Below are 22,574 nucleotides of genomic sequence, written 5' to 3'. Positions count from 1 at the left end.
GAACAAATCTTGCAATACAACCAACGATCCTAGCACGAACTTTATGTTCAAATAAACTGTACGGTTTGAAGCAAGAAATGAGCAGGGATAATCATGTTAGTGAAGCTATAATGCCTAAGCCGTTACAATATCTTGTTTTGCTCATTTGTTCTTTCAATTTTTGTTTTATTATTACTTAAATATATGAATTTACAAACATAGGAGCCGTTACAAGAGATTTGGGCATTTGGCTGAATTTAAAGATGGTTTTGTACTTGGAAAATTTATGCATAATGGAAAAAACTCGCCTCTTTAATCCCAAACCTCTTGTAGCGCCAGGACGTTAGTGGTAATGCCCACCAAATTCGTGTAAAACCGAACTAATGAGAGATAATTTCACAAAACAAACAGTTGATATTTTAGCCAAAAGAGTTGGATATATTTGTTCAAATCCTAATTGTAATAAACATACTGTTGGACCAAATACAGATGTGCAAAAAGCTACTATTGTTGGAATTGCTGCACATATCACTGCCGCATCTGAAAATGGACCAAGATTTAATCCTAACTTAACAGAAGCCGAAAGAAAATATCCAAATAATGGAATTTGGTTATGCTCAAACTGCTCAATTATGATTGATAGAGATGTTGCAAAATATACTAAAGAAGTTTTAGAGCAATGGAAGAAAAATGCAGAAGAGCAAATGAGTCACGCAATTGAAGGCAAAAAAATTAGGGGAACAAAACCTTATCTCGAAGCTGAATTAATTTGGTCACATTACTCAAGAGTACACAATGGTTATAGCTCTAAAAATATAGAAGTTTTTGAACAGCCAATTCCGGCTGGAACAGATTTATATGTTCACTGGGGTTTAAGATGGAGTTTTTCCATCGTAATACATAATAATTCTGAAACTCCAGCATACAATTTACAATTATCACAATTGAGTAAAGGAAATAATTTTACATTTATTGAAGAATTACCAAAAATTAATAATTTACAACCTTTTCAATCGAGAGATTTAGAGGCTAAATATGAGAAATATTTTCACGGAACATCAGAAGAAGCTGATGGAGAATTGACAATAATACCGAAAGATTTAATAGGCTTACAATTGGAATTAAAGTATTCCGACAATGAGCGAGCTGAAAATATAACGGTTATCATTATAACGGAAAACGGAATTGAAAGTGTTAAAGTAAAATAAACTACGGCTGTTGGCAGTAGTTATTTTTCGTGGATTAGATTTTCAATTTCCTTTTTAAGTTTTGGAAGATGATTTGTCAGTATAGACCAAATATTTTCATCTGAAATATTATCATAAGCGTGAATTACTTGATTTCTCAAACTAATTATTGCTTTTGCATTTGTTATTTTAATTTCAAATGTTTTATCTCGTGTAATAATTCGGTTAGTTGCTTCTCCAATAATTTCTAAATCTCTTTCAACCGCTCTTTTTAACATCAAGTTATCTCGATATTTAAAAAAATCTTTTGATTCATTTATGAAATAACTATCAATTTCATCGATAGCCATTTTAATATCAAACAACCATTTTAGGATTCTCTCATCCATAAATAAGTTCTTTAGATTTGTTTATTGAATTTATCAGAATTGGATTTTTAAGTGTTTGCTCTTCAAGTAAATCGACTTCTCTTCCAAATAAATTTTTTAAATTTTCTTTCAGATTTATGTAATTATCAAAATATTGAGATAATTCAAAAGATTTGAATTTAACTAAAAAATCAATATCGCTTTTGTCGTTAAAGTTTGAATTTAAAGCAGAGCCAAATAGATACATTTTGTCCACATTGTAAGTTGAACAAATTATTTTTAGACGGTCAATATTTCTTTCTATTAGAATCATAATTCAAATTTAGGAAAAAAGTTTCTATAAGTTTCCGATTCTGCCGGATAATTACTGCCAACGTCCTGGCGCTACAAGAGGTTTGGGATTAAAGATGCGAGTTTTTTCCATTATGCACAAATTTCCCAAGTACAAAACCATATTCAAATTCAGCCTTTTGCCCAAATCTCTTGTAACGGCTCCACTAGTTTTTATTTTCATTTAGGAATTCAGAAATTTGTTTATGAGTATCGGGAATTTTATTTTTCATAACATCCCAAACAATTGCATAATTTACACCAATATAATCGTGAATTAATCTATCTCTCATTCCTGCCATATTTTTCCAATGGATGGTATTCCATTTCACTTTGAAATCTGCAGTTATTTTCTTAGTTGCTTCACCAATAATTTCCAAACTTCTTACTACCGCTTGCTTTAAGGTTTCATCTTCTATAAAATCGTTGAAAGATAAATTCTCGGTAACAGAAATAATATACGAACATTCGTCTTGAATATGTCTAAGATATTCTTTTGGGTCTTTAGACATATTGAACTTCATTTAAGATTTTAGGACCAATGTAAGGACTCAATCCATTTTTAGTTACGACTTCTATTTTTTCGTTTTTGAAAATTTTTTCAAATAAATCATAAACTGCCATATAGTTGTCAAAGTTTTCTTTTTCAGGCTCAAAATCAATTAGTAAATCGATATCACTTTCTTTCGATTGTTCATTACGAATGTATGAACCAAATAAACCAACATTTCGAATACCAAATTTCGAAAGTTTTATTTTATTTGATTTTAATACTTTTAATATGTTTTCTTTTGTGGTCATTGGAAACTTTTTTCAAATATACGAAAGTTTGTCGTTTGAAATTCTGCGCGTAACTAGCTACCAACGTTCTGGCGCTTGTCGTGGTTGGGGAATTTCGAAGCCGAGTATTTTCGGCTAAACGAATATATGAATAAAAACGTTGATTCCACTAAAACCCCAATCACGGCAAACGGCTGTTAGGCGCTGGCAAATTTTATCTGTTTAAAAATATCAACAAGAATTAAATCTTCATCTAATTCGATATGGTATTTCGATTTTATTTTTTCAACAGCTTCTAATGTGTCTATATCAAATTCGTGTAAACTACTATGATCCGAAATAAAACAACTAAAATAATCCATTTCAATTATTTCGTCAAAGAAGTCTATAGCAATGTCTTCATATTTTTCAATTTCAGTGCTTTCGGCATATTGAATAGGTACTTTTTTACCTGGACGAGGAAGAACATCGTTTTTAGCTTTATAGTCTTTAAATTGTATTTTTAAATTATCAATTGCAACTTCTTTTCGGTTTCCATGTGCTACAAACATCGTCCAATTTGTAAAAGATGCTCCAAATTTTAGTTCGTCTATTTCTGCATTTTGGTTATTCCATGTTTTTAATGGATAATCCTTGAATTTCCAATCATTTTTAAAATAAGAAATTAGGTATTTATAAAGAGCTTTTATTTGATTCATTTCTTATGAGGATTTGTCATTTAATTACGGCTAACGTCTTGGCGCTTGTCGTGGTTGGGGATTTCGAAGCCGAGTATTTTCGGTTAAACGAATATATGAATAAAAACGTTGATTCCACTAAAACCCCAATCACGACAAACGGCTGTTACCTGCAGTTATTTGTTATCTCGTGCTAATTCCTTTTCTTTCATTTCTGCAACTATTTCGTCTATTCTAGCGTCAGTAAACCCTAATCGTAATTTATAATCTTGAAAATACTGATTTAATTCTGCATCTATTTCTACAGTATCATCTGTAAAATCGCAGAGATACTTTATCATTTCTTTTTTACCAATCTCAGAATGAAATTTATGGATTTCAATTTTGAAGAATTTATGAACTATATAATTTCTGCGGTTTAAAACGTCCTCTAAAGTCATAAGATGCTTTTCTGACAATCCATAATTCTGCTTAACTTCATTGAGTAAATTACCCATTGTCTTTTTGGAATTTTCGATGGTATCTATAATATCATTTATTTCTTTAGTGGATTTTGCTTGGTTTTTAAAAATACGATTTGTCCATAACATTATAGAAAAAGCTTCTTCTAAAACTTGACCAAAATAAACTGCAAGACCAAAGTAAGCGTACACAAGTCTATGCCTTCCATCATCATCTTCATTTTCATATTCTTCAAATGCGGTTTCGTATCGTTTTTTTTTGCTTGCAGCTAACGTTCTGGCGCTACAAGAGGTTTGGGATTAAAGATGCGAGTTTTTTCCATTATGCACAAATTTTCCAAGTACAAAACCATTTTTAAATTCAGACTAATGCCCAAATCTCTTGTAACGGCTGTTGTAGGCAGTTTTTATTTTTTCCATTTTTGATTTTCTCTTAGTTCAAATAACAAGTGATAAACTCTGTCAAGTCCATATGTTCCAATTAAACCGTAATCTCTAATCGATTTAGTTTTACCATTGTCATAAGTTATTTTTAATGTTGAAGATTGGTCGTCTGTCCAATCAACAGCATAATTATCCTTTAATTTTTTAAAGTCAATATAGTTAAGTAAATCCACAATTTCATTATATTTATCTTCTGTGATTTTTGAATTGAAATTTCCGATTACTTCTTTGTTACTTATTTCGTTATATATTTCTGCTTTCCACTTCGCAGATTTATCGAAATTGATTGTTAGCTTGAAAATTGGACAAGTTCCATAACAACCCGTAGTCGAATATTCGATTTTTTTAATTTTATGATTTGCAGGTGTTTGATTTTCTTCAATGAAGTCGCCAAATTTATATGTTAATGTAATCTGTTTAAGTTTTCGAGGCTCGTCCCATTTCCCACGTTCTTGCTCATTTTCAAAATAATATTTAATCTTATTATTCTCAACCACAGGAAAAGTACACTCTTGAAAACTTCTTCTTGTTATATGATTTATTTCATATTTACCATCTTTGTCTAAAATACAAATCACTGAATAGTCATTCCAATTTCCAATAACTAAAATATCAGTTAGTCCGTTGTTGTCAAAATCGGTCTTTGTCCAAGGTTGAACTTTTAAACTGTCACTTAGATTTTGACATTTTTTGTCAGCGAATTCCAAACTGTCATTTGGTTTAAATTCTTTGTATCTATTATCAATTTTTGAAATTAGGTCAGTAATTTGTTTTGTGTTCTGAATACTGTCAATATAATTCGCCTTATGTAAAACAGTATTGTCTGTTTGTCCCTTACAAGATTGAGAGATTGTCAAGAAAATTATTATTTGAAAAAATATTTTAATCATAATTTGTCTGTTCGTTTTGTACGAGTTTTTTTTTGTATGTCGTACAACGTCCTGGCGCTACAAAATGTTTGGGATTAAAGATGCGAGTTTTTTCCATTATACACACCCGAGCGATAGCGAACGGACGAAGTGAATTTTCCAAGTACAAAACCATATTTAAATTAAGCCAAATGCCCAAATATCTTGTAACGGCTGTTAGCGGATGGTTTTGTTTGTTTTAATTTTCTTCTTGTTTTGATTTGGAATTTTTAATATTAAACTTTCGCCTGGAATCCATTGATATTTAGTTGTTTTTATCCTTGAACCAAAATTTATGTTTATTTCTTGAATTTGGCCTTCTTTAAATTCATTTTTTTCTATTAATATTTTTCCAAAATTAAGTTTACTGAATAATATTGAATAATTTCCTTTTTCAATATTAATATCGAAATTTCCTTTTTCATTAGTTTTAAATGTATTAATTTCTTTAGAATTTAAGTTTGTTATCAATATCTCGGTTTCATCTACACCAACATTTTCTTTGTTAATAATTTTACCCTTAATTTTTACAATAGTAGTGTCGGCATAACCAATTATTTTATTTTCTGTAATTTTTATACTATCTAATTTCTCTTCCACATTAACATATTCTATGTTTTTGTTTTGTGCCAAAATTGGAAATAAAAAAACCAATAAAATAATAGTGTAAATTTTTTTCATTTTAATTAAATTTCATTTTGTGATTTTTACGTCGGTGCGCTAAAATTGCCTACAACGTCTTGGCGCTTGGCGAGGTTGGGGAATAAAGATGCGTAATTTTTCCATTATGCACAAATTTTCCAAATACAAAACCAACTTCAAATTAAGCCTAAAACCCCAATCTCGCCAAACGGCTGTTACAGGCTGGTTGTTTTGTCGAAAATACGAATTTAACCGTAAACTTTTTACGCTTCAATTGACAAATTCCAACTTTCACGTTTCTGCTTTTCGGTTTGTAATTTTCGATATATTTCTTTTTGAATTTTCAGTTTTGTTGGTTTGTTTTTCAGATTCCAACTTTCACGTTTCTGCTTTTCAGATTCCAATTTTCACGCTTCTGTTGGCAAACTTCAATTTTCAAGTTTCTGCTTTTTAGATTCCAATTTTCACGCTTCTGCTTTGAAGTTTTCTGCGTAAACAAATTCATATTTTCAAATTGTTTTCATCTGCGTATTTTCGGCGCAACTTGCCAGTAACGTCCTGGCGCTACAAGAGGTTTGGGATTAAAGATGCGTATTTTTTCCATTATGCACAAATTTTCCAAGTACAAAACCATTTTTAAATTCAGCCAAATGCCCAAATCTCTTGTAACGGCTGTTACTGGATGGTTGTTTTTTGCCGAAATTATGAATTTAACCGCAAACTTTTTAAGTTTCTGTTGGCACATTCCAGCTTTCACATTTCAATTTTCAAATTGTTTTTATCTGCGTAATTTCGGCATAACGTTCCGCTACTACAGCAGGTTTGGGACTAAATCAAGCCCATTCTTCGGATTTACCAACTCATCCAAATCCGTTGAACTAGCTGTTGTGTGCTGGTTTTATATATTTAAAATCTGTATCCCACTCTAAATCCAAATCCAAAATTAATCATATTTCCTGAACTACTTTCTAAATCTTTGCCAACTAGTATTGGTACTCCATCATTTAAATCAGTTGAATGTTTATTTTCATCATATTGCATATTGGTATTGATTACTTTTTTATTCATATAACCAAGTACTATAAATGGCTCCAAAAGAACTTTCTTTGTAATTGAAATTTGGTTTCCGAAAGTTAAATTAATTCCTTTAGCTCTTTTCTTTACTCCAAAATCATCTTCATACGTGTTATTATTTGTTGGGTCACTCGAAACATAAGTTAATGTGTTCGTTGTTTGGTTTTCTCTGTAAAACAATTGAAGTCCAACGTATAATTCACTTCTATTAGATTTAACTCTCGAGGCAAGGAGTTTTTGGAGATAAATTCTTCCTTCAATATTGGTTTTAAAACCTTTTTGCTTTAAAAATATTGTATCAGCCGATGTAGAGTTATCGTAAATTTGATAACCAGCTTCAATATTCAAACTTAAATATGAGTTTAATTTTCTTTCAGCTGATAATTGTAAAGTTGGAAATGAAAAATTATCAACTAATTGTAAAGTGTTAATTTTTATAGCCCAATTGTTTTTTTTAATTCTTGTGAATAAATACAAGTTGAAAACATCAAAATTAAAATTACTATCTTACTTTTCATTTCTAAAATTTATCTTTTTTTACAGCAAATATTCTTGATTCTGCGACAACTATCCAGTAACGTCCTGGCGCTACAGGATGCTTGGGGTTAAAGATGCGCGTTTTTTCCATTATGCACAAATTTTCCAAATACAAAACCATCATTAAATTCTGCCAAATGCCCAAGTATCCTGTAACGGCTGTTAGTGGTAGTTTTTTTAGAAATCGTATTCGGCTTGCTTAATCAAATCTTGTATTACGTCTTTTTGTGTACTTCCGCTTTTTAATGATTCCATCATTTTTTCAGTACTTTTTTGTATTTCAGTTGTCTCTGTTCCGTAACCTGCTGTTAAATACCTATTCATATAATAATCAATATTATAAAATTGCTTTTTCTTTATGTTGAAAAAAGAATAGTTTCCTTCTTTGTCTGTAGCGACGACATATTTTTCAGTTTTTTTAGTAATAACATAGCTATTCATAATTTTATCAATCGGATTTTCTTTTGTTGAAAATTTAATTTCTTTGTTGTCGAAAATAACAGTTAATAAATATTCTCGGTCATAAACAGTAACACCAAATTTTTGGCTACAACTAATTTCGGCTGTACATTTTGTAGTTAGTTTTGTTGTTGCAGTTGTATTTACTTTAGCAACAGTTTTTGTTTTGTTTTGAGAAAATGAAATTGATGTTAGAGTCAAAAGTAAAAATGTAAATATTATTTTTTTCATATTTTAATCGTTTAAAATGAATTTTTGAATTGATTCTGTAATTGTAGGTTTTAGATATGCTATTAAAGTATCTTTTTCTTTTTCATCTATAAATTCAACATTGTTCTTCACTAAAATTTCATTTAATAAATCCACAATTTTTTTACTAAAATCATCAGCTTTTCCCATATGTTCAGCCATTGCTTGAATTTTTCCCAAGCCTGAATTTCCTCCGATTTTATTTTCAGATAAATTCAATTGTTTTTGAACTTCTGATATTAATTCATTCTTAATATTCTCTTTATTCATAAGGGTTTTGTCTGTTTTTACGGCAAAATTACCACTAACGTCCTGGCGCTACAAGAGGTTTGGGATTAAAGATGCGTAATTTTTTCCATTAAACACAAATTTTCCAAGTACAAAACTATCTTCAAATTCAGCCAAATGCCCAAATCTCTTGTAACGGCTGTTACCAGCTGGCATCTTTTAAATGGAGTATGTGAGTGGATTATTCATCATCGTCCTCTTTCGTATATCCTTCATAATAATAAGATTGCTCAATTCCTTTAAAAATAACTTCTCTATTATTTACTTCTTCGGTTAAATTACTTTGCAATAAAGTTCTCAATTCCAAATCGTTAATTGGACTTCTTTCCATAGCTTGTAAATAAAGTGATTTATCTACTAATTGCCAATTAACCATTTTTATAAGTCTGGCTTTTAAAATCATATCCAACCAAATACGCATTGTTCTTCCGTTGCCTTCCATAAAAGGATGAGCAATATTCATTTCTACATATTTAGCAATAATTTCTTCAAAACTGGTTTCAGGCATTTGTTCAATTTTAACTAAAATTTCGTTTAGATATAAAGCGTTGGCAAATCTAAAACCACCTTTTGATATATTTAGAGTACGCACTTTTCCAGCAAAATCATATAATCCACTAAACAAATAGTTATGAATTTGTTTCAAACCTTTGGTTGTACCAATTTCTATTTTATCAATATCATTTGAATCAAACAAACGATAGGCATTTTCTAAACTATTTTTATCAACATTTTTCATATAATTTAGATTTATTTATCTGTAAATTTCTCTGTCAAAAATACTTTAAATGTTTGTGAATTACTTTAAAAAAGATTGATTTTTCAAGTTTTTATTATCTCTTTTTCTGTTCCAATTTCGTTCTAATCGGCGCTTGCTGGTAACGTCCTGGCGCTACAAGAGGTTTGGGATTAAAGATGCGAGTTTTTTCCATTATGCACAAGTTTTCCAAGTACAAAACAATCTTTAAATTCAGCCAAATGCCCAAATCTCTTGTAACGGCTGTTATGTGCTGGCTTTTTAATCGTCGTTATTTAGTTCATTCCAAATTAATTTAAATGCTGAAAAATATTCAATTTCGTCATCAATATTCAATTCCATATGCTCCAATTCATTAAGAACTGTTTGATTTTCCGCACATTTTCGTTTTAGTGTACCTCCAAAATGACGGAAATCTATTATATTTCGTTTTGTTGCAATTTTTCCAAGTTCGTAATTATATGTTACAGGTATTTCTGTTTTTTCAGTTTTGGTTCTTGTTGAAGCATCAATGAATTTTATTATTTTAATATCAAATTCAGGTCTTTCAATTTCGAATTCTTCGAATATTTTATTTGGTTCAAAAACTTCAATTGCATATTCTTTTTTTTCTTTTAACGAACTTTTTAAATCTCTGTAAAAATTATCAATAATATTTTGATACCTTCTATGTTCATCTTTTCGTGAATAAATATTTAATAAAGATTCTTTGTCATATATGAAATCATATTTAAAAATTGTTTCATAAAAGACAGTCAGAATATTAAGGAGTTCCTCAAAACTTTTAGAATTTAGTAAAACTTCCAAGTTTTCTAATTCTTTTACAAAACTTGATAAAATACGTTTTAGTTTATCCAAGATTTTATCAAAGTACTTTATCAAAAAGTCCCTATGCCGTAAAACAATGTCTGAAATTTCAAATTCCATTGATTCAAATTCGTAATTATTGTCTTTATGATATCTTAGATAAGCAATTTTGTCACTTCTTCCTTCATAACTAAATAGGCAAGAAGAAATAAATTGACCTCTATTTTTTCTAATTGGATGGCCAACTAATTCATTTCTTATTTCACGATTTATGAAATAATTAGAGTCTTTCTTTAATTCCCCTTTATCTATACCACATTTGAAAATAATTAATAATTCTTCTATAAAGTCTTGCTGAACATAAATACTTTGTAATAAACTTATCTGGTTTGAAAATTTATCAGAATATGATTTAGATTCACTATTGTCAAATATAATGTCAAAAGTGTCTTGGAAGTAACTTAAAATATCCCCAAAATAATTTGTTTGTATGTCAGATGTGAATTTTATAGTTTTTTTGCAGATGCCATATTCCCAAATGAAATCATTCCAAACATTAGCTATTTGGTCTAGTTTATATTTTACGTCTTCTTTCAAATGAGTGTTGTTTTAAGCTTGCACATAACGTCCTGGCGCTACAAGATGCTTGGGGTTAAAGATGCGAGTTTTTTCCATTATGCACAAATTTTCCAAATACAAAACCATCTTTAAATTAAGCCAAATGCCTAAGTATATTGTAACGGCTGTTAGTGGTAGTTTTTTTATTCAGTGATTTTTTTTAATGCATTTTCAAGTATAATTTTGTTTGCAAAAATAGAATAACCTTGAGATGTCAAATCCATATCTTTACTTGAAATACTCCGTTTATCTTTATATCCGTTATGTATTTCAATTAAATTCATTTCTACGTATTTTTCGGCACGACTCATCTCTATTCCAGTAGTGAGATTAGTACCATAAATACATTCAGCGACAGTTAAAAATTCAGTTTCTAAGTTTTGTTCTCTTAGTTCTTTGAATGTTTCAATAATTTTTGGAACTCCAATATTTTTTGTCTCAGACAAATTGTTTCTATTTAGAAATTCAGAAATAATTTGTCTGTCTAATAGTTCTTCATTTCTTTTTGAATATCGGTCAATTTCGTATGACAATTTTTGGTTTTGCTCACTTACTAATTGTCTTTCTCCAATTATGTTTTGATTCTCATTTTTTAATGACAAAATATTATTTTCTTTTGAAAGAATATCGATTTTTAAAGTTGCATTTTCATTTTTATAATTTGTATTTGCAACTTCGGTTTCGATTAATTTTTTATTTACAATTTCTAAATCATTACGTAATTCAAATCTTTCTTTCTTTACTTGTTCATAGAGTGTCTGTTTTACGGCTAATCCGTTAGAAGCTTTGTCATTAAGAAAAGGAATAATTTTATATTCTACTTGATTAACAATAATTCGTGTTATTATTATTAGCATATAACCGATAAGCATCAGCCCAAATGCAATTCCAACGTTTGTTCCTAATTCATTCCAAAAATTTTTCGGCCTATAAAAATCTTTTACGAAGTTAACTTTATCTAAAAGTTGGCAATCATTATCGAAGTTAAAAATGCTATAAACTAGTTCCCAATTTCTTACCAGCCAAACTCCAATTAAGGTCGCAAAGAATGGATTTTTAACTCGATCTTTAATATTCTCAGTAAGAGTGTTAAATATTTGAAACATATTTTGTGATTAGATTCAGTTTTTTTAAAATTACCACTAACGTCCTGGCGCTTGTCGTGGTTGGGGATTTCGAAGCCGAGTATTTTCGGCTGAACGAATATTTGAATAAAAACGTTAATTCCACTAAAGCCCCAATCACGACAAACGGCTGTTAGCAGTAGGCTTTTTTATTTATTATTTTTAATTCAGTAAGTTCGTCAATAAATTCTTTGATTAGATTCAGTAAAGATTTCAACCTTTCAATATCTTTAATTTCTCCATCATCGTAAAAACACAATTCAAATTGGTTTTCAGGAAGTTTTCCTTCCCAAATTCCTTTTTCGTCAGATATTTGAATATTTATATTTTTTTGTATTTCTATTAAGTTTCTGATTTTCTTATTCTGAAGTATTGTTTTGATTTTATGTTCATTATTGGTTTTAATTATGAACTTTTTGTCAAATTCTTCTCTTCCAATTTTCACATCCTGCGCTCCAAATAGTTTTTCAATATTTCGTATAATTCCGCTTCGACAAATTTCAAACTTAAAATTCTCAAAAGAATTATAAGGAACTATTATTCTTGTCATTTCCGTGCTAAATTTCCCTGACCATAAAGTATAATTGTCAAAAATAATTTTCAAACCGTTATATTCAATTTCAGTTTTCGCCGAGTGCCAAGAAAATTCCTCAATAAATTTTCCGTTAGTTTCCTTTGCGAATTCTTCCCAAATATTTGACTTTTTGTTTATCACTTTTACTTTCGGTTTACGATTTTTTTTATGCTTACTGCTAACGTCCTGGCGCTACAAGATGCTTGGGGTTAAAGATGCGAGTTTTTTCCATTAAACACTAATTTTCCAAATACAAAACCATCTTCAACTTCAGCCAAATCCCCAAGTATCTTGTAACGGCTGTTAGGCGATCGCTTTTTTCTTTTGAATTATTTGTTTCTTTAATTCAGTAGGAACATTTGTCCAAATTGTTCGATCTGTTAGAATCAATTTGCAGTTACATTCCTTTTCGACAATATTTATTATATGTAAGAACCAATCATAGTAATTCCATTCTCTTGGTTTTGGCGAATAAAGGAAAAATTCTTTTTCATTCCAATTAATTTCTGTTGCGGTTCTGTAAATTAATGAAAAACTTTCCTTTTTCGGTTTTAAAAATAATCTTTCATTATCGTCAATTCCTATTTCAATTATTTCGTCTTGATTTTTACCAATAGATTTTGCGTTTATCTGGTCTAAAATTAGTCTGCCAATATAAGACTTGAGCTTTGGAAATTGACGTCTATAATATTCGTTCCAATAACTTATTATTCGGCTTTCTGTCTTTTGGAAAAATTTTGGGTTTTCGATTGCAAATTTTTTATAATTATCTAACTTATTATTATCAAGTTCTTTGTCTATTACTTCTAATATTTCAAATACGTATTCTCCCAATATTTGGAAAATGAAAGGAGTAATCCAATATTCGTTAGTTTTTATTCTCTCCAACCGATTTTGTCTTAAATATCCGTTGTGGTGTCGTAGATAAATACAATTGAGAATAGTTTTTTGTTTTTCAGTTAGTTTGTTTTCTTCTTCTAATTCAGGTTCATTAAAATAAACTCTATTTGGTATTTTCAAATTTTCTCCATCGAGTTGGAAATTTTCGAAATCAGAATGAATTAAGGTTGAAACTTTATGAATTTTTCCGTCACAAAGTTTTATGCTATTTATATCAAATGGTAAAATATCCAATACATTTTCAACGTCTTCTCTTAAATTCTGAGGGAAAGCATCGAGAAGAGTTTCTCGATAATTAGAATATTTATATCTTTTAAACCAATTTAGCATTGTGAGTCTCTTTCGTTTTTTTTCAAAGTGTCGCCTAACGTCTTGGCGCTACGCGAGGTTTGGGATTAAAGATGCGTATTTTTTCCATTATACACAAATTTTACAAATACAAAACCATCTTCAAATTCAGCCAAATACCCAAATCTCGTGTAACGGCTGTTAGGTGGCGTTGTGACACGAACGACAAGCACGCCAGAAACTCGATTCCAATTATCGATTCCAATTGCACAAAGCTTTTCCGCCTTCCAATTGTCGATTCTAATTACACAAAGTTTTTCCAGCTTTCAATTGTCCATTCCGATTAATTTCAGCAAATCAAACTTCAATAATTTCCAAATAAACCTCAAAAAAAATCGACAATAAAAGTCCACTTCGATTGTCCAAAAAGTGAATAACTTTTGCTTTTCCGCAACAATTTAACATCGAGTTATATTTCGATTTTCGGCTTCTCAATTTCTGCGTCAGTTAAATATTTTAGTTTCTAAATATCTGAATTAAAGCTGTTTGTTTATCGTTAACGGAGCAATGCCTCCTAACGTCTTGGCGCTACAAGAGGTTTGGGATTAAAGATGCGAGTTTTTTCCATTATGCACAAATTTTACAAGTACAAAACTATCTTTAAATTCAGCCAAATGCCCAAATCTCTTGTAACGGCTGTTATATGATGGTTATTTTTGTCGAAAATGCGAATTTAACCGTAAACTTTTTCACTCTTCTGTTGGCAAATTCCAACTTTCACGTTTCTACTTTCAGTTCGCAATTTTCAATATTTTGGTTATTAAATTTCTTTTTCAGCTTGTGAATTCTGCGTTCAACTTTTCAAGTTTCAATTATCAATTCCGACTTTCACGTTTCTGCTTTTCACATTCCAATTTTCAGTTTTCAATTGTCAAAATCCAACTTTCACGTTTCTTTTAGCAGATTTCAATTTTCAAGTTTTCACAGTTAAACATCAACTTTAAAAATCTTAAATTTTTCGGCGCTCGCTTTTCAATTCTCTGCGCAAAGAAATGCGTATTTTCTAATGATTTCCGTCTGCGTATTTTCGACCATAACTATCATATAACGTCTTGGCGCTTGTCGTGGTTGGGGATTTCGAAGCCGAGTATTTTCGGCTTAACGAATATATGAATAATAACGTTGATTCCACTAAAACCCCAATCACGACAAACGGCTGTTGTGCGTTCGTTTATTTTTTTTTAGTCCAAATGTTTGCAACTTCAAAATGTCGGTAAAAGATTATCCAATTAGTTTCTTCGGAAAGTATTGTAACGTCATCTGAGCTTGGATACAAAAAATCAGTCCAATATTTTAAGAAAATTGATTTTGAAGTTTTCAATGTAATATTGTTTTTCCAAGTTACTATTATTTCTTCATTCCAAGGTTCAAGTAATAATTGTAGTTTACTTCTAAATCTTTCTACTTTCAAATTGTTTTCTGCATTTGCGCTTATCCAATCTGTTTGAGTATATTTTTCTATTAAGTTCTGTTCAATTTCGAAGTATTTAATAATCTTATTTAACCGTTTGGATTCAGATTCAGAAACGGGCTGAATTTGGCTTTTTTCCAATTCAGAAATTTCAGAATTATGATTTCTTTCCCATCTCCATCCTAATTCAAAATCCTTCAAAGGAATAAATTCTGAAACTTCAATATTTATTTTCAATGTTCCGTTTTTTTAAATGACGCACAACGTCTTGGCGCTACAAGAGGTTTGGGATTAAAGATGCGAGTTTTTTCCATTATGCACAAATTTTTCAAGTACAAAACCATATTTAAATTCAGCCAAATGTCCAAATCTCTTGTAACGGCTGTTAGCAGTTGTGTTTTTATTTAATTTCTATTTCAATGTTTTTTTTCAAGACTATTCCATTAACGTTATCATTTAAAATTTCATTCATTGCATTTTTAGATTTATAAATAGTCTTAATATCTTTAGTTTCAACTTCAATACTTTTCATTGATTTCGTAAGTTCAATAATTTCTTTTTCATCCCAAACTCCAATTCCAAATTCTATATATTTTACGCTATCTTTTTTTATATTTAAAACGATTGAATCTCCAATTGCATTTTGTTCTAAATCATAGTTTTCATTTTTTGAATCTAAATTTATTTTAATTTTTACTTCAGAATTTGATTTATTAATAAATTTAATATTGTGAATAGGGTCACAACTTGTAAGGAAATTTGCAAGGAAAATAATTAAAACAATTCTAATTTGTATGTTCATAAATTACGTTTTATTTAAACTTCAATTTAAAAAAAGTGGTTGTAAAATTGTGTTAGATTCTTCAATTCTCCCGATTTTTTTCAACATAACTGCTAAAACGTCCTGGCGCTACAAGAGGTTTGGGGTTAAAGATGCGAGATTTTTCCATTATGCACAAATTTTCCAAATACAAAACCATTTTTAAATTCAGCCAAATGCCCAAATCTCTTGTAACGGCTGTTATATGCCGGTTCTTTTTGTCGAAATTATGATTTTAACCGTAAACTTTTCACGCTTCTGTTGGCAAATTCCAATTTTCACGCTTCTATTTTTGGTTAGCAATTTTCAACGTTTTTATTTTTAAAATTCTTTTTTCTGTTTATATATTCTGCGCCAACTTTTCAAGTTTCAATTAGCAATTCCGACTTTCACGTTTCTGCTTTTCACATTCCAATTTTCAGTTTTCAATTGTCAAAAATCCAACTTTCACGTTTCTGCTTTTCACGCTTTCAATTTTCAAATTTCGTTTGACAGATTCCAACTTTTACGTTTCTGCTTTTCAAATTTTCGGCGTAAACAAATGATTATTTTTAAATTATTTTTACCTGCGTAATTTCGGCAGAACTGGCATATAACGTCTTGGCGCTACAAGAGGTTTGGGATTAAAGATGCGAGTTTTTTCCATTATGCACAAATTTTCCAAGTACAAAACCATTTTTAAATTTAGCCAAATGCCCAAATCTCTTGTAACGGCTGTTGTGCGTAGTATTTTTTATTACCAATTGGGTTGGTTGTATGTCATTCCTTCTATTTTTATTTTTTTATAAATTTTCGGATTAAGGTTTGCTCTAAAAATGGAAACTTCATTAATTTTTTTTCTGATTGATTTTTCAGAATAACCAAGGCAAAAGTCTGTTCTTGGGTTTTCATTTAATAAAATCAAATCACTATTCTCATCAATAATTCCGAATTCTAATTGGTCTGAACCTGCATCAATATCTGTGTAAATTTGCAGTTTAATAACATTTCCTTTAATTTTAAAATAGCCAACAACTCCGTAATTAACATTATTTATATCTTCTATTTTCGGAAATGTTTTTGTTCCTTGTATTTTAAATTGTCCGTTTGAGTAAAACCTGATGTATCCATCATTGTTTTTATATTCATTACTATCTCTATAATAATTGCTGTTTGTCAAATAATATATTACAGTTGTGTCTATTATTTTATTGTCAGTTAGTTTTGCAGATCTTTTTTGATAACTAAATTTATAGTTTTTTGGTGGTCGAATAAATCCTTCATTATTCACCAAATAATGAGAACAACTTGTTAATAATATTAGTAAACTTATTGCAAAAAATCTCTTCATTTTTTTCGTTTTTTGGGCAATATTACGCACAACGTCCTGGCGCTACAAGATGCTTGGGGTTAAAGAGGCGAGTTTTTTCCATTATGTACAATTTTCCAAGTACAAAACCATCTTTAAATTCAGCCAAATGCCCAAGTATATTGTAACGGCTGTTAGCAGTAGTTGTTTTATATATTTCTTTTTATCATTCTAACATAATAAGCTGAAAACATTTTAGCTCTATACCAAATCAAGGAAATCAGTATAAGTTTCCATAATTCAAACTTCCATTGAAGAAAGTCAAAAACAATACTTAAAAATATGATTAGAAAAATGCCTTTAAACAAATCACTCATTACTTGGTAATATTCAGCTTTTTCATATTTATTTTCTTGAATTAATTTGTCACAAGTCTTTAGAAATATTTCATTTGTTATTTCCTCTTTGTTTCTTATACCAATATTTCTATAGCCAAAAAATAAAAAATTGTAAAATTTCCACCATTTATTTTTTAATGGATTGCTTTTTGGAAATAAGCGTAATAAAAAACCATTGAAAATCAAATCATCTAAACTCATCAGAATATGTCCTATTAAATAACAAATAGGAATTAATAGTAAAACTGTCAAATCCGAATAATCTTTAGAGTCTTTAACAATACAGGTTATTTTACAAGGGTAATACAAATAAGAAAAAAATAAAACAATTAATCCTAAAAGTGTATAAACAAGAATATCTCTTAAAGTAAACTTTTCTGTCATAATTTATTTACGTTTTTTACAATTACTGCTAACGTCCTGGCGCTACAAGAGGTTTGGGATTAAAGATGCGAGTTTTTCCATTATGCACAAATTTCCCAAGTACAAAACCATTTTTAAATTCAGCCAAATGCCCAAATCTCTTGTAACGGCTGTTGTGTGCTGTTTTTATTTTTTTTGTATAGTTTTTCTATTATTTGGAACTCTTGTTAACTTCCTTACTTGTGTTCTTATAAAATCTTTATCTGCCTGTTCTCCTAAGATTAAATCTAGGTGATGATGATCTTCACTTATACTTTCAATTTTAGCGCTTTCAACATTCGGCAAATTTAAAACTATACTCAACTGTTCTGTTAGTTTTTCTAAAGTTGCTTTACCACAACAAACATTTAATTTTTTATCAAAGTCTGTTTCTTCTTCATAATATCTTTGTAAAGGAATTCTTTTATTAGTATTACTAGTATTTAAAATTAATCGTCTTAAACTTTTTATCTCGTCCATTATGTATTCTTGTTGAGAGACTTCTTTTTTATCAATTTTAGCAACTTTAAATTCGCCAAAATGTTTTAAGAATGTACTGTAATGTGGATCTTCAATAGATTTGTGGTGAGTTTTAATTATTTTATCTATTAATTTTATTTTAAAATCTGCGATTTTATTAAATCTCAAATCTCTTGGGTATTCTATGTGTTCAATTGGTGATGTATCAAAAGAGTATGATGTTTGGTCATCTTTTATAATTATTGTTGGTTTGTCAAATGCTAAACGTAAGCCTAGTTCAAACATTACATTTGGATTTTTTCCACTAACGTCACAAACAACTACTGGATTATCATAAAGATTTTGAATTATTCTTTTTTGAATTACTCCAATATCATCAGCATTACTTACAATATTTGGTTCAAATCCTGCTTCTTCAATACAATCATTAATAATTTCCATAACGTCATTCCAATGACTTTCTGTACATCCATCAATTGCCGATATTGGCATCACAATTCCACATATGGGGCTACTTTCTTCTTTTATTTTGGTCATTTTATCTCAGTTTGTTATTGTCTTGGTGGTAAAATAGCACACAACGTCCTGGCGCTACAAGAGGTTTGGGATTAAAGATGCGAGTTTTTTCCATTATGCACAAATTTTCCAAGTACAAAACCATTTTTAAATTCAGCCAAATAACCAAATCTCTTGTAACGGCTGTTGGTGGATGTACATCTATTTAGGTATTCAGTTTCTTCTTTTCAGCTTTCTTTTTTGTTGGTTTTTTCTTTTGAAAAAAATCACTTAATGCTTTTTCTTCAGCTAATGTTAGAGAACCAATTCCACCAATTGTATCAATTTCTAAATCTGTTTTTTTCGTTTTCATAACTATTTATTTTGAAAATATTTATTGATTAATTTCAATGCTGATTTTGTTTCAATTATCATAATTCTACCGCCAAAATGAAATGCTCCAAGCGTTTTTTCATAATGTTCAACTAATTGTGATTTTGAAAGAAAAGAAACATTTCCATCGTGTCCACGTTGAAAAGATAATTTACAAGCATAAGCAACTAAATTACCTGCTACGCCAGCATAAACTTTCGTTTGTCCTTTGTTGAATGGCGCATTTTCAACAAGATGCATATAGACGTGATCAGATTTAACTTCTAAACTAACAACACCTTGAATAATTTTAGAATTTCCAGAAATTGTAAGTTTATAAACATCTCTAACAGGATTTTTAAACTCTTCATTCCAATTAAAAAGCCAACCATTTTTCTTTGTTACAGATTTTAAGTCAGAGTTTTGAAGAATAGAAATTTCAGTCTGAAAACTGTCTCCAGTAATCACGTTTTCTATTGAGTTTGTTAACTTGTCAATTACAAAATCTAATCCTATTTCAGCTTCTTTATCCATTCAGCTAATTTACTGAATATATTCTAATTTTGAAAATATTACGGTTTTCCGATTTTTGCGGGCGTATATCCACCAACGTTCTGGCGCTTGTCGTGGTTGGGGATTTCGAAGCAGAGTATTTTCGGCTAAACGAATATATGAATAAAAGCGGTAATTCCACTAAAACCCCAATCACGACAAACGGCTGTTGGCAGTAGTAATTTTATTTATCAACCAAAACACAATAATATAAATGTTGTAGCTATGTAAATTACATATAATATTGAATCTATTTTTGTAGTTTTTCTTCCATCAAAAAGGTCTCTTTTGTTTTTACCAATACTTACTAATTCTTGTTTTTGAGTTCTTAAGCTTATATATCTTAAAAATTGAAATATTAGAATTAAAATGATTGTATTTCGAAGACTAATAATTTTATTATTGTTTAAGTTTATTATTGAGGCATTTTCTTTTAATAATTGATAAAGACAAAGATGTAAAATACCAATAAATAAACAATAAATATAAACGTTCATATTCCGCATTGATTTGTAAAACATATGGTAAAGAAATAATTGAGTAAAGAATGCATAAAAATAAAGACTTTGATTTTGTATTTCACTTTTTGCAAATCTTAAAAAGAAACAGAATTCCACAGAAAGAAGAACGTAAAAGACCATTATACCTATTTCCCAAAGTTTTACTTTTTCAAAGTAGAGTAGTGTTTTCTGCATTTTTTTTTCATTATTACTGCCAACGTCTTGGCGCTACAAGAGGTTTGGGATTAAAGATGCGAGTTTTTTCCATTATGCACAAATTTTCCAAGTACAAAACCATCTTTAAATTCAGCCAAATACCCAAATCTCTTGTAACGGCTGTTAGGTGGCGTTGTGACACGAACGACAAGCACGCCAGAAACTCGATTCCAATTATCGATTCCAATTGCACAAAGCTTTTCCGCCTTCCAATTGTCGATTCTAATTACACAAAGTTTTTCCAGCTTTCAATTGTCCATTCCGATTAATTTCAGCAAATCAAACTTCAATAATTTCCAAATAAACCTCAAAAAAAATCGACAATAAAAGTCCACTTCGATTGTCCAAAAAGTGAATAACTTTTGCTTTTCCGCAACAATTTAACATCGAGTTATATTTCGATTTTCGGCTTCTCAATTTCTGCGTCAGTTAAATATTTTAGTTGCTAAATATCTGAATTAAAGCTGTTTGTTTATCGTTCACGGAGCAATGCCTCCTAACGTCCTGGCGCTTGGCGAGGTTGGGGAATAAAGATGCGTAATTTTTTCATTATACACAAATCCTCCAAATACAAAACCAACTTCAAATTAAGCCTAAAACCCCAATCTCGCCAAACGGCTGTTACTGGAGGCTTGTTTTGTCGAAATTGCAATTGAACCGTAAACTTTTCACGCTTCTGTTGGCAGATTCCAACTTTCACGTTTCTGCTTTAGTTTGCAATTTTTAACGTATTATTTTTAGTTATTTACTTTTCAATTTATAATTCTGCGCAAAAAAAGATTCCGACTTTCAAGTTTCTGTTGGCAAATTCCAATTTTCACGCTTTTACTTTTAGGTTAGCAACTTTCGGTGCAATGCTTTTCACATTTCTGTTTTTCACGTTTCTGCTGGCAAGTTTCAACTTTCACGCTTCTGCATTTTAAACTTTCTGCGGAAACAAATGCTTATTTTCAAATTGTTTTTATCTGCGTAATTTCGGCACAAGTCTCCAGTAACGTCTTGGCGCTACAAGAGGTTTGGGATTAAAGATGCGAGTTTTTTCCATTATGCACAAATTTTCCAAGTACAAAACCATTTTTAAATTAAGCCAAATGCCCAAATCTCTTGTAACGGCTGTTATGCGACGTTTATATTGCCTAACAAAATTCCTTTCATTGAGTTTAATAATGTTGCTAATTCCAATTTTTATTTCGCTACCAATTTCACATACGAATTCTCGCTTAGAGATTTACATTATGATGCTTTGTTGATATGTTTCATAATCTTTTTATAACAACCAATAAAAAGTTTTTTTTCTGCTTTTGATGTAGTTAATCCACTACCCAACGAACCCCGTACTTTTTGGGAGTAAATGATTAGTCCGCGATTTAAATCGTAAATTTCAAGCTGGACAATGGCATTATTTACCTTGCTCCCATAATAGTAATTGTCGACCGTGAACCTGTCGACATATTCACCTTTTAAAGAATGTAAATCATTGCTTTTCTCATTAGTGCATTTAACATTAATAAAATAGTCATAATTCGTCCCTTTTTTTAATTCTTCAATCAAAGATTTACTTGGATTCACTGGAGTCTGACGCGCGATTAGGAGTGACTTATCGTTCAACGCATTAGCAAACCGACCATTGAGATGCTTCGAAAAGTCTTTAACGATCATTTCCGTCAATTTGTCTTTAATTTCGTAATCAACATCAATATTTCCTAAAAGCCATTTGCCATTTGAAAAATCAATTCCAGTGTTTTCAGGCGATAATTCTCTTTGGTAGTAACCGGAACTACTACAAGAAGAAAAAATGATAAACGATATTATGGATAGAAGAATTATTCTTTTCATTTTAAATAGCTTCTTATTAAAAACCCGAAAGTACTACAATTCCTCTAATAAAAAATATTAAAAACCCTTTTTAGGCACAAATTTTCATAACACACGCTACAAACAATTTTGGTATCAGTCTGAGCCAATCTTCCCTCTAATATTCTCATGTATCCATACGTTCTTAGATAATGTTGCATAACGTCCTGGCGCTACAAGAGGTTTGGGATTAAAGATGCGAGATTTTTCCATTATGCACAAATTTTCCAAATACAAAACCATCTTTAAATTCAGCCAAATGCCCAAATCTCTTG

Annotated in this window: 25 protein-coding genes; 1 reads left to right on the top strand and 24 read right to left on the bottom strand. The window is 30.0% G+C overall.

From position 1 onward, the window contains the following. Positions 1–362 precede the first annotated feature (362 nt). Entirely contained in the window at positions 363–1,187 is an 825-nt protein-coding gene (locus tag CLU82_RS01620; RefSeq protein WP_100841439.1) for a hypothetical protein, read from the top strand. Positions 1,188–1,207: 20 nt separating this feature from the next. On the opposite strand, the gene CLU82_RS01615 is transcribed toward CLU82_RS01620, so the two are convergent. From CLU82_RS01615 to CLU82_RS01490, 24 genes are all read right to left on the bottom strand, one after another. Then, positions 1,208–1,555: a DUF86 domain-containing protein gene (locus CLU82_RS01615; protein WP_100841438.1), complete on the bottom strand. Its 348-nt coding sequence runs from the start codon at positions 1,553–1,555 to the stop codon at positions 1,208–1,210. Then, positions 1,548–1,847 carry a nucleotidyltransferase family protein gene (locus CLU82_RS01610; RefSeq protein WP_100841437.1) on the bottom strand — a complete coding sequence of 100 codons (300 nt, stop codon included), beginning with the start codon at positions 1,845–1,847 and terminating at the stop codon, positions 1,548–1,550. Before CLU82_RS01610 ends, CLU82_RS01615 begins: the two co-directional genes overlap by 8 nt. A gap of 184 nt (positions 1,848–2,031) precedes the next feature. After that, positions 2,032–2,388, bottom strand: a complete 357-nt coding sequence (locus CLU82_RS01605; protein WP_198520175.1) for a DUF86 domain-containing protein — start codon at positions 2,386–2,388, stop codon at positions 2,032–2,034. Continuing rightward, the gene (locus CLU82_RS01600; protein WP_100841435.1) at positions 2,369–2,665 is read right to left on the bottom strand and encodes a nucleotidyltransferase family protein; all 297 of its coding nucleotides are present in this window, start codon (positions 2,663–2,665) and stop codon (positions 2,369–2,371) included. Before CLU82_RS01600 ends, CLU82_RS01605 begins: the two co-directional genes overlap by 20 nt. Positions 2,666–2,841: 176 nt before the next feature. After that, positions 2,842–3,342 carry a hypothetical protein gene (locus tag CLU82_RS01595; RefSeq protein ID WP_100841434.1) on the bottom strand — a complete coding sequence of 167 codons (501 nt, stop codon included), beginning with the start codon at positions 3,340–3,342 and terminating at the stop codon, positions 2,842–2,844. Between the two features lie 155 nt (positions 3,343–3,497). Continuing rightward, on the bottom strand, positions 3,498–3,974 hold the full coding sequence (locus CLU82_RS01590; RefSeq protein ID WP_198520174.1) for a hypothetical protein: 477 nt from the start codon (positions 3,972–3,974) through the stop codon (positions 3,498–3,500). 215 nt (positions 3,975–4,189) lie between these two features. Continuing rightward, the gene (locus CLU82_RS01585; RefSeq protein ID WP_157813303.1) at positions 4,190–5,116 is read right to left on the bottom strand and encodes a DUF6438 domain-containing protein; all 927 of its coding nucleotides are present in this window, start codon (positions 5,114–5,116) and stop codon (positions 4,190–4,192) included. 195 nt (positions 5,117–5,311) lie between these two features. After that, positions 5,312–5,815 (bottom strand): carboxypeptidase-like regulatory domain-containing protein, encoded by a 504-nt coding sequence (locus CLU82_RS01580; protein ID WP_100841432.1) that lies wholly within the window; start codon positions 5,813–5,815, stop codon positions 5,312–5,314. A gap of 867 nt (positions 5,816–6,682) precedes the next feature. Beyond that, entirely contained in the window at positions 6,683–7,327 is a 645-nt protein-coding gene (locus CLU82_RS01570) for a DUF3575 domain-containing protein (RefSeq protein WP_100841430.1), read from the bottom strand. A 237-nt stretch (positions 7,328–7,564) separates the two neighbouring features. Further along, the gene (locus CLU82_RS01565) at positions 7,565–8,077 is read right to left on the bottom strand and encodes a hypothetical protein (protein WP_100841429.1); all 513 of its coding nucleotides are present in this window, start codon (positions 8,075–8,077) and stop codon (positions 7,565–7,567) included. Positions 8,078–8,080: 3 nt separating this feature from the next. Then, positions 8,081–8,365 (bottom strand): hypothetical protein, encoded by a 285-nt coding sequence (locus CLU82_RS01560; RefSeq protein WP_100841428.1) that lies wholly within the window; start codon positions 8,363–8,365, stop codon positions 8,081–8,083. Between the two features lie 199 nt (positions 8,366–8,564). Next, positions 8,565–9,122: a protein adenylyltransferase Fic gene (gene fic / locus CLU82_RS01555; RefSeq protein ID WP_100841399.1), complete on the bottom strand. Its 558-nt coding sequence runs from the start codon at positions 9,120–9,122 to the stop codon at positions 8,565–8,567. Positions 9,123–9,401: 279 nt separating this feature from the next. Further along, entirely contained in the window at positions 9,402–10,544 is a 1,143-nt protein-coding gene (locus CLU82_RS01550; RefSeq protein ID WP_100841427.1) for a hypothetical protein, read from the bottom strand. Positions 10,545–10,708: 164 nt separating this feature from the next. Further along, positions 10,709–11,671 (bottom strand): hypothetical protein, encoded by a 963-nt coding sequence (locus tag CLU82_RS01545; protein ID WP_100841426.1) that lies wholly within the window; start codon positions 11,669–11,671, stop codon positions 10,709–10,711. Between the two features lie 151 nt (positions 11,672–11,822). Then, positions 11,823–12,404, bottom strand: a complete 582-nt coding sequence (locus tag CLU82_RS01540; protein ID WP_100841425.1) for a DUF3137 domain-containing protein — start codon at positions 12,402–12,404, stop codon at positions 11,823–11,825. A gap of 162 nt (positions 12,405–12,566) precedes the next feature. Further along, a complete protein-coding gene (locus CLU82_RS01535; protein ID WP_198520173.1) occupies positions 12,567–13,493 on the bottom strand; it encodes a hypothetical protein in 927 nt (308 codons plus the stop codon). 1,189 nt (positions 13,494–14,682) lie between these two features. After that, a complete protein-coding gene (locus CLU82_RS01530; RefSeq protein ID WP_100841424.1) occupies positions 14,683–15,159 on the bottom strand; it encodes a hypothetical protein in 477 nt (158 codons plus the stop codon). A 163-nt stretch (positions 15,160–15,322) separates the two neighbouring features. Further along, entirely contained in the window at positions 15,323–15,724 is a 402-nt protein-coding gene (locus CLU82_RS01525) for a hypothetical protein (RefSeq protein WP_100841423.1), read from the bottom strand. 754 nt (positions 15,725–16,478) lie between these two features. After that, positions 16,479–17,072 carry a hypothetical protein gene (locus CLU82_RS01515; RefSeq protein WP_100841421.1) on the bottom strand — a complete coding sequence of 198 codons (594 nt, stop codon included), beginning with the start codon at positions 17,070–17,072 and terminating at the stop codon, positions 16,479–16,481. Positions 17,073–17,239: 167 nt separating this feature from the next. Then, complete coding sequence (locus CLU82_RS01510; RefSeq protein WP_100841420.1) at positions 17,240–17,812, bottom strand: hypothetical protein; 573 nt, start codon at positions 17,810–17,812, stop codon at positions 17,240–17,242. A gap of 165 nt (positions 17,813–17,977) precedes the next feature. Continuing rightward, positions 17,978–18,847, bottom strand: a complete 870-nt coding sequence (locus tag CLU82_RS01505; RefSeq protein ID WP_100841419.1) for a hypothetical protein — start codon at positions 18,845–18,847, stop codon at positions 17,978–17,980. A gap of 184 nt (positions 18,848–19,031) precedes the next feature. Further along, entirely contained in the window at positions 19,032–19,178 is a 147-nt protein-coding gene (locus CLU82_RS20665) for a hypothetical protein (RefSeq protein ID WP_157813302.1), read from the bottom strand. 2 nt (positions 19,179–19,180) lie between these two features. Beyond that, positions 19,181–19,711, bottom strand: a complete 531-nt coding sequence (locus tag CLU82_RS01500) for a hypothetical protein (protein WP_100841418.1) — start codon at positions 19,709–19,711, stop codon at positions 19,181–19,183. Positions 19,712–21,678: 1,967 nt separating this feature from the next. After that, complete coding sequence (locus CLU82_RS01490) at positions 21,679–22,281, bottom strand: hypothetical protein (RefSeq protein ID WP_100841416.1); 603 nt, start codon at positions 22,279–22,281, stop codon at positions 21,679–21,681. Between the last annotated feature and the right edge of the window lie 293 nt (positions 22,282–22,574).

The sequence above is a fragment of the Flavobacterium sp. 5 genome (assembly GCF_002813295.1).
In the GTDB taxonomy this organism is placed as follows: domain Bacteria; phylum Bacteroidota; class Bacteroidia; order Flavobacteriales; family Flavobacteriaceae; genus Flavobacterium.
The sequence above is the reverse complement of the archived record's forward strand: the minus strand, read 5'-3'. Positions and strand labels throughout refer to the sequence as shown.

What these genes read in the sequence shown, in the direction of transcription:
- CLU82_RS01525 (WP_100841423.1), bottom strand. Translation starts at nt 15,724, where the DNA reads ATGAACATACAAATTAGAATTGTTTTAATTATTTTCCTTGCAAATTTC.
- CLU82_RS01510 (WP_100841420.1), bottom strand. Translation starts at nt 17,812, where the DNA reads ATGACAGAAAAGTTTACTTTAAGAGATATTCTTGTTTATACACTTTTA.
- CLU82_RS01500 (WP_100841418.1), bottom strand. Translation starts at nt 19,711, where the DNA reads ATGGATAAAGAAGCTGAAATAGGATTAGATTTTGTAATTGACAAGTTA.
- CLU82_RS01505 (WP_100841419.1), bottom strand. Translation starts at nt 18,847, where the DNA reads ATGACCAAAATAAAAGAAGAAAGTAGCCCCATATGTGGAATTGTGATG.
- CLU82_RS01610 (WP_100841437.1), bottom strand. Translation starts at nt 1,847, where the DNA reads ATGATTCTAATAGAAAGAAATATTGACCGTCTAAAAATAATTTGTTCA.
- CLU82_RS01490 (WP_100841416.1), bottom strand. Translation starts at nt 22,281, where the DNA reads ATGAAAAGAATAATTCTTCTATCCATAATATCGTTTATCATTTTTTCT.
- CLU82_RS01585 (WP_157813303.1), bottom strand. Translation starts at nt 5,116, where the DNA reads ATGATTAAAATATTTTTTCAAATAATAATTTTCTTGACAATCTCTCAA.
- CLU82_RS01600 (WP_100841435.1), bottom strand. Translation starts at nt 2,665, where the DNA reads ATGACCACAAAAGAAAACATATTAAAAGTATTAAAATCAAATAAAATA.
- CLU82_RS01595 (WP_100841434.1), bottom strand. Translation starts at nt 3,342, where the DNA reads ATGAATCAAATAAAAGCTCTTTATAAATACCTAATTTCTTATTTTAAA.
- fic (WP_100841399.1), bottom strand. Translation starts at nt 9,122, where the DNA reads ATGAAAAATGTTGATAAAAATAGTTTAGAAAATGCCTATCGTTTGTTT.
- CLU82_RS20665 (WP_157813302.1), bottom strand. Translation starts at nt 19,178, where the DNA reads ATGAAAACGAAAAAAACAGATTTAGAAATTGATACAATTGGTGGAATT.
- CLU82_RS01620 (WP_100841439.1), top strand. Translation starts at nt 363, where the DNA reads ATGAGAGATAATTTCACAAAACAAACAGTTGATATTTTAGCCAAAAGA.
- CLU82_RS01605 (WP_198520175.1), bottom strand. Translation starts at nt 2,388, where the DNA reads ATGAAGTTCAATATGTCTAAAGACCCAAAAGAATATCTTAGACATATT.
- CLU82_RS01560 (WP_100841428.1), bottom strand. Translation starts at nt 8,365, where the DNA reads ATGAATAAAGAGAATATTAAGAATGAATTAATATCAGAAGTTCAAAAA.
- CLU82_RS01545 (WP_100841426.1), bottom strand. Translation starts at nt 11,671, where the DNA reads ATGTTTCAAATATTTAACACTCTTACTGAGAATATTAAAGATCGAGTT.
- CLU82_RS01580 (WP_100841432.1), bottom strand. Translation starts at nt 5,815, where the DNA reads ATGAAAAAAATTTACACTATTATTTTATTGGTTTTTTTATTTCCAATT.
- CLU82_RS01615 (WP_100841438.1), bottom strand. Translation starts at nt 1,555, where the DNA reads ATGGATGAGAGAATCCTAAAATGGTTGTTTGATATTAAAATGGCTATC.
- CLU82_RS01565 (WP_100841429.1), bottom strand. Translation starts at nt 8,077, where the DNA reads ATGAAAAAAATAATATTTACATTTTTACTTTTGACTCTAACATCAATT.
- CLU82_RS01515 (WP_100841421.1), bottom strand. Translation starts at nt 17,072, where the DNA reads ATGAAGAGATTTTTTGCAATAAGTTTACTAATATTATTAACAAGTTGT.
- CLU82_RS01535 (WP_198520173.1), bottom strand. Translation starts at nt 13,493, where the DNA reads ATGCTAAATTGGTTTAAAAGATATAAATATTCTAATTATCGAGAAACT.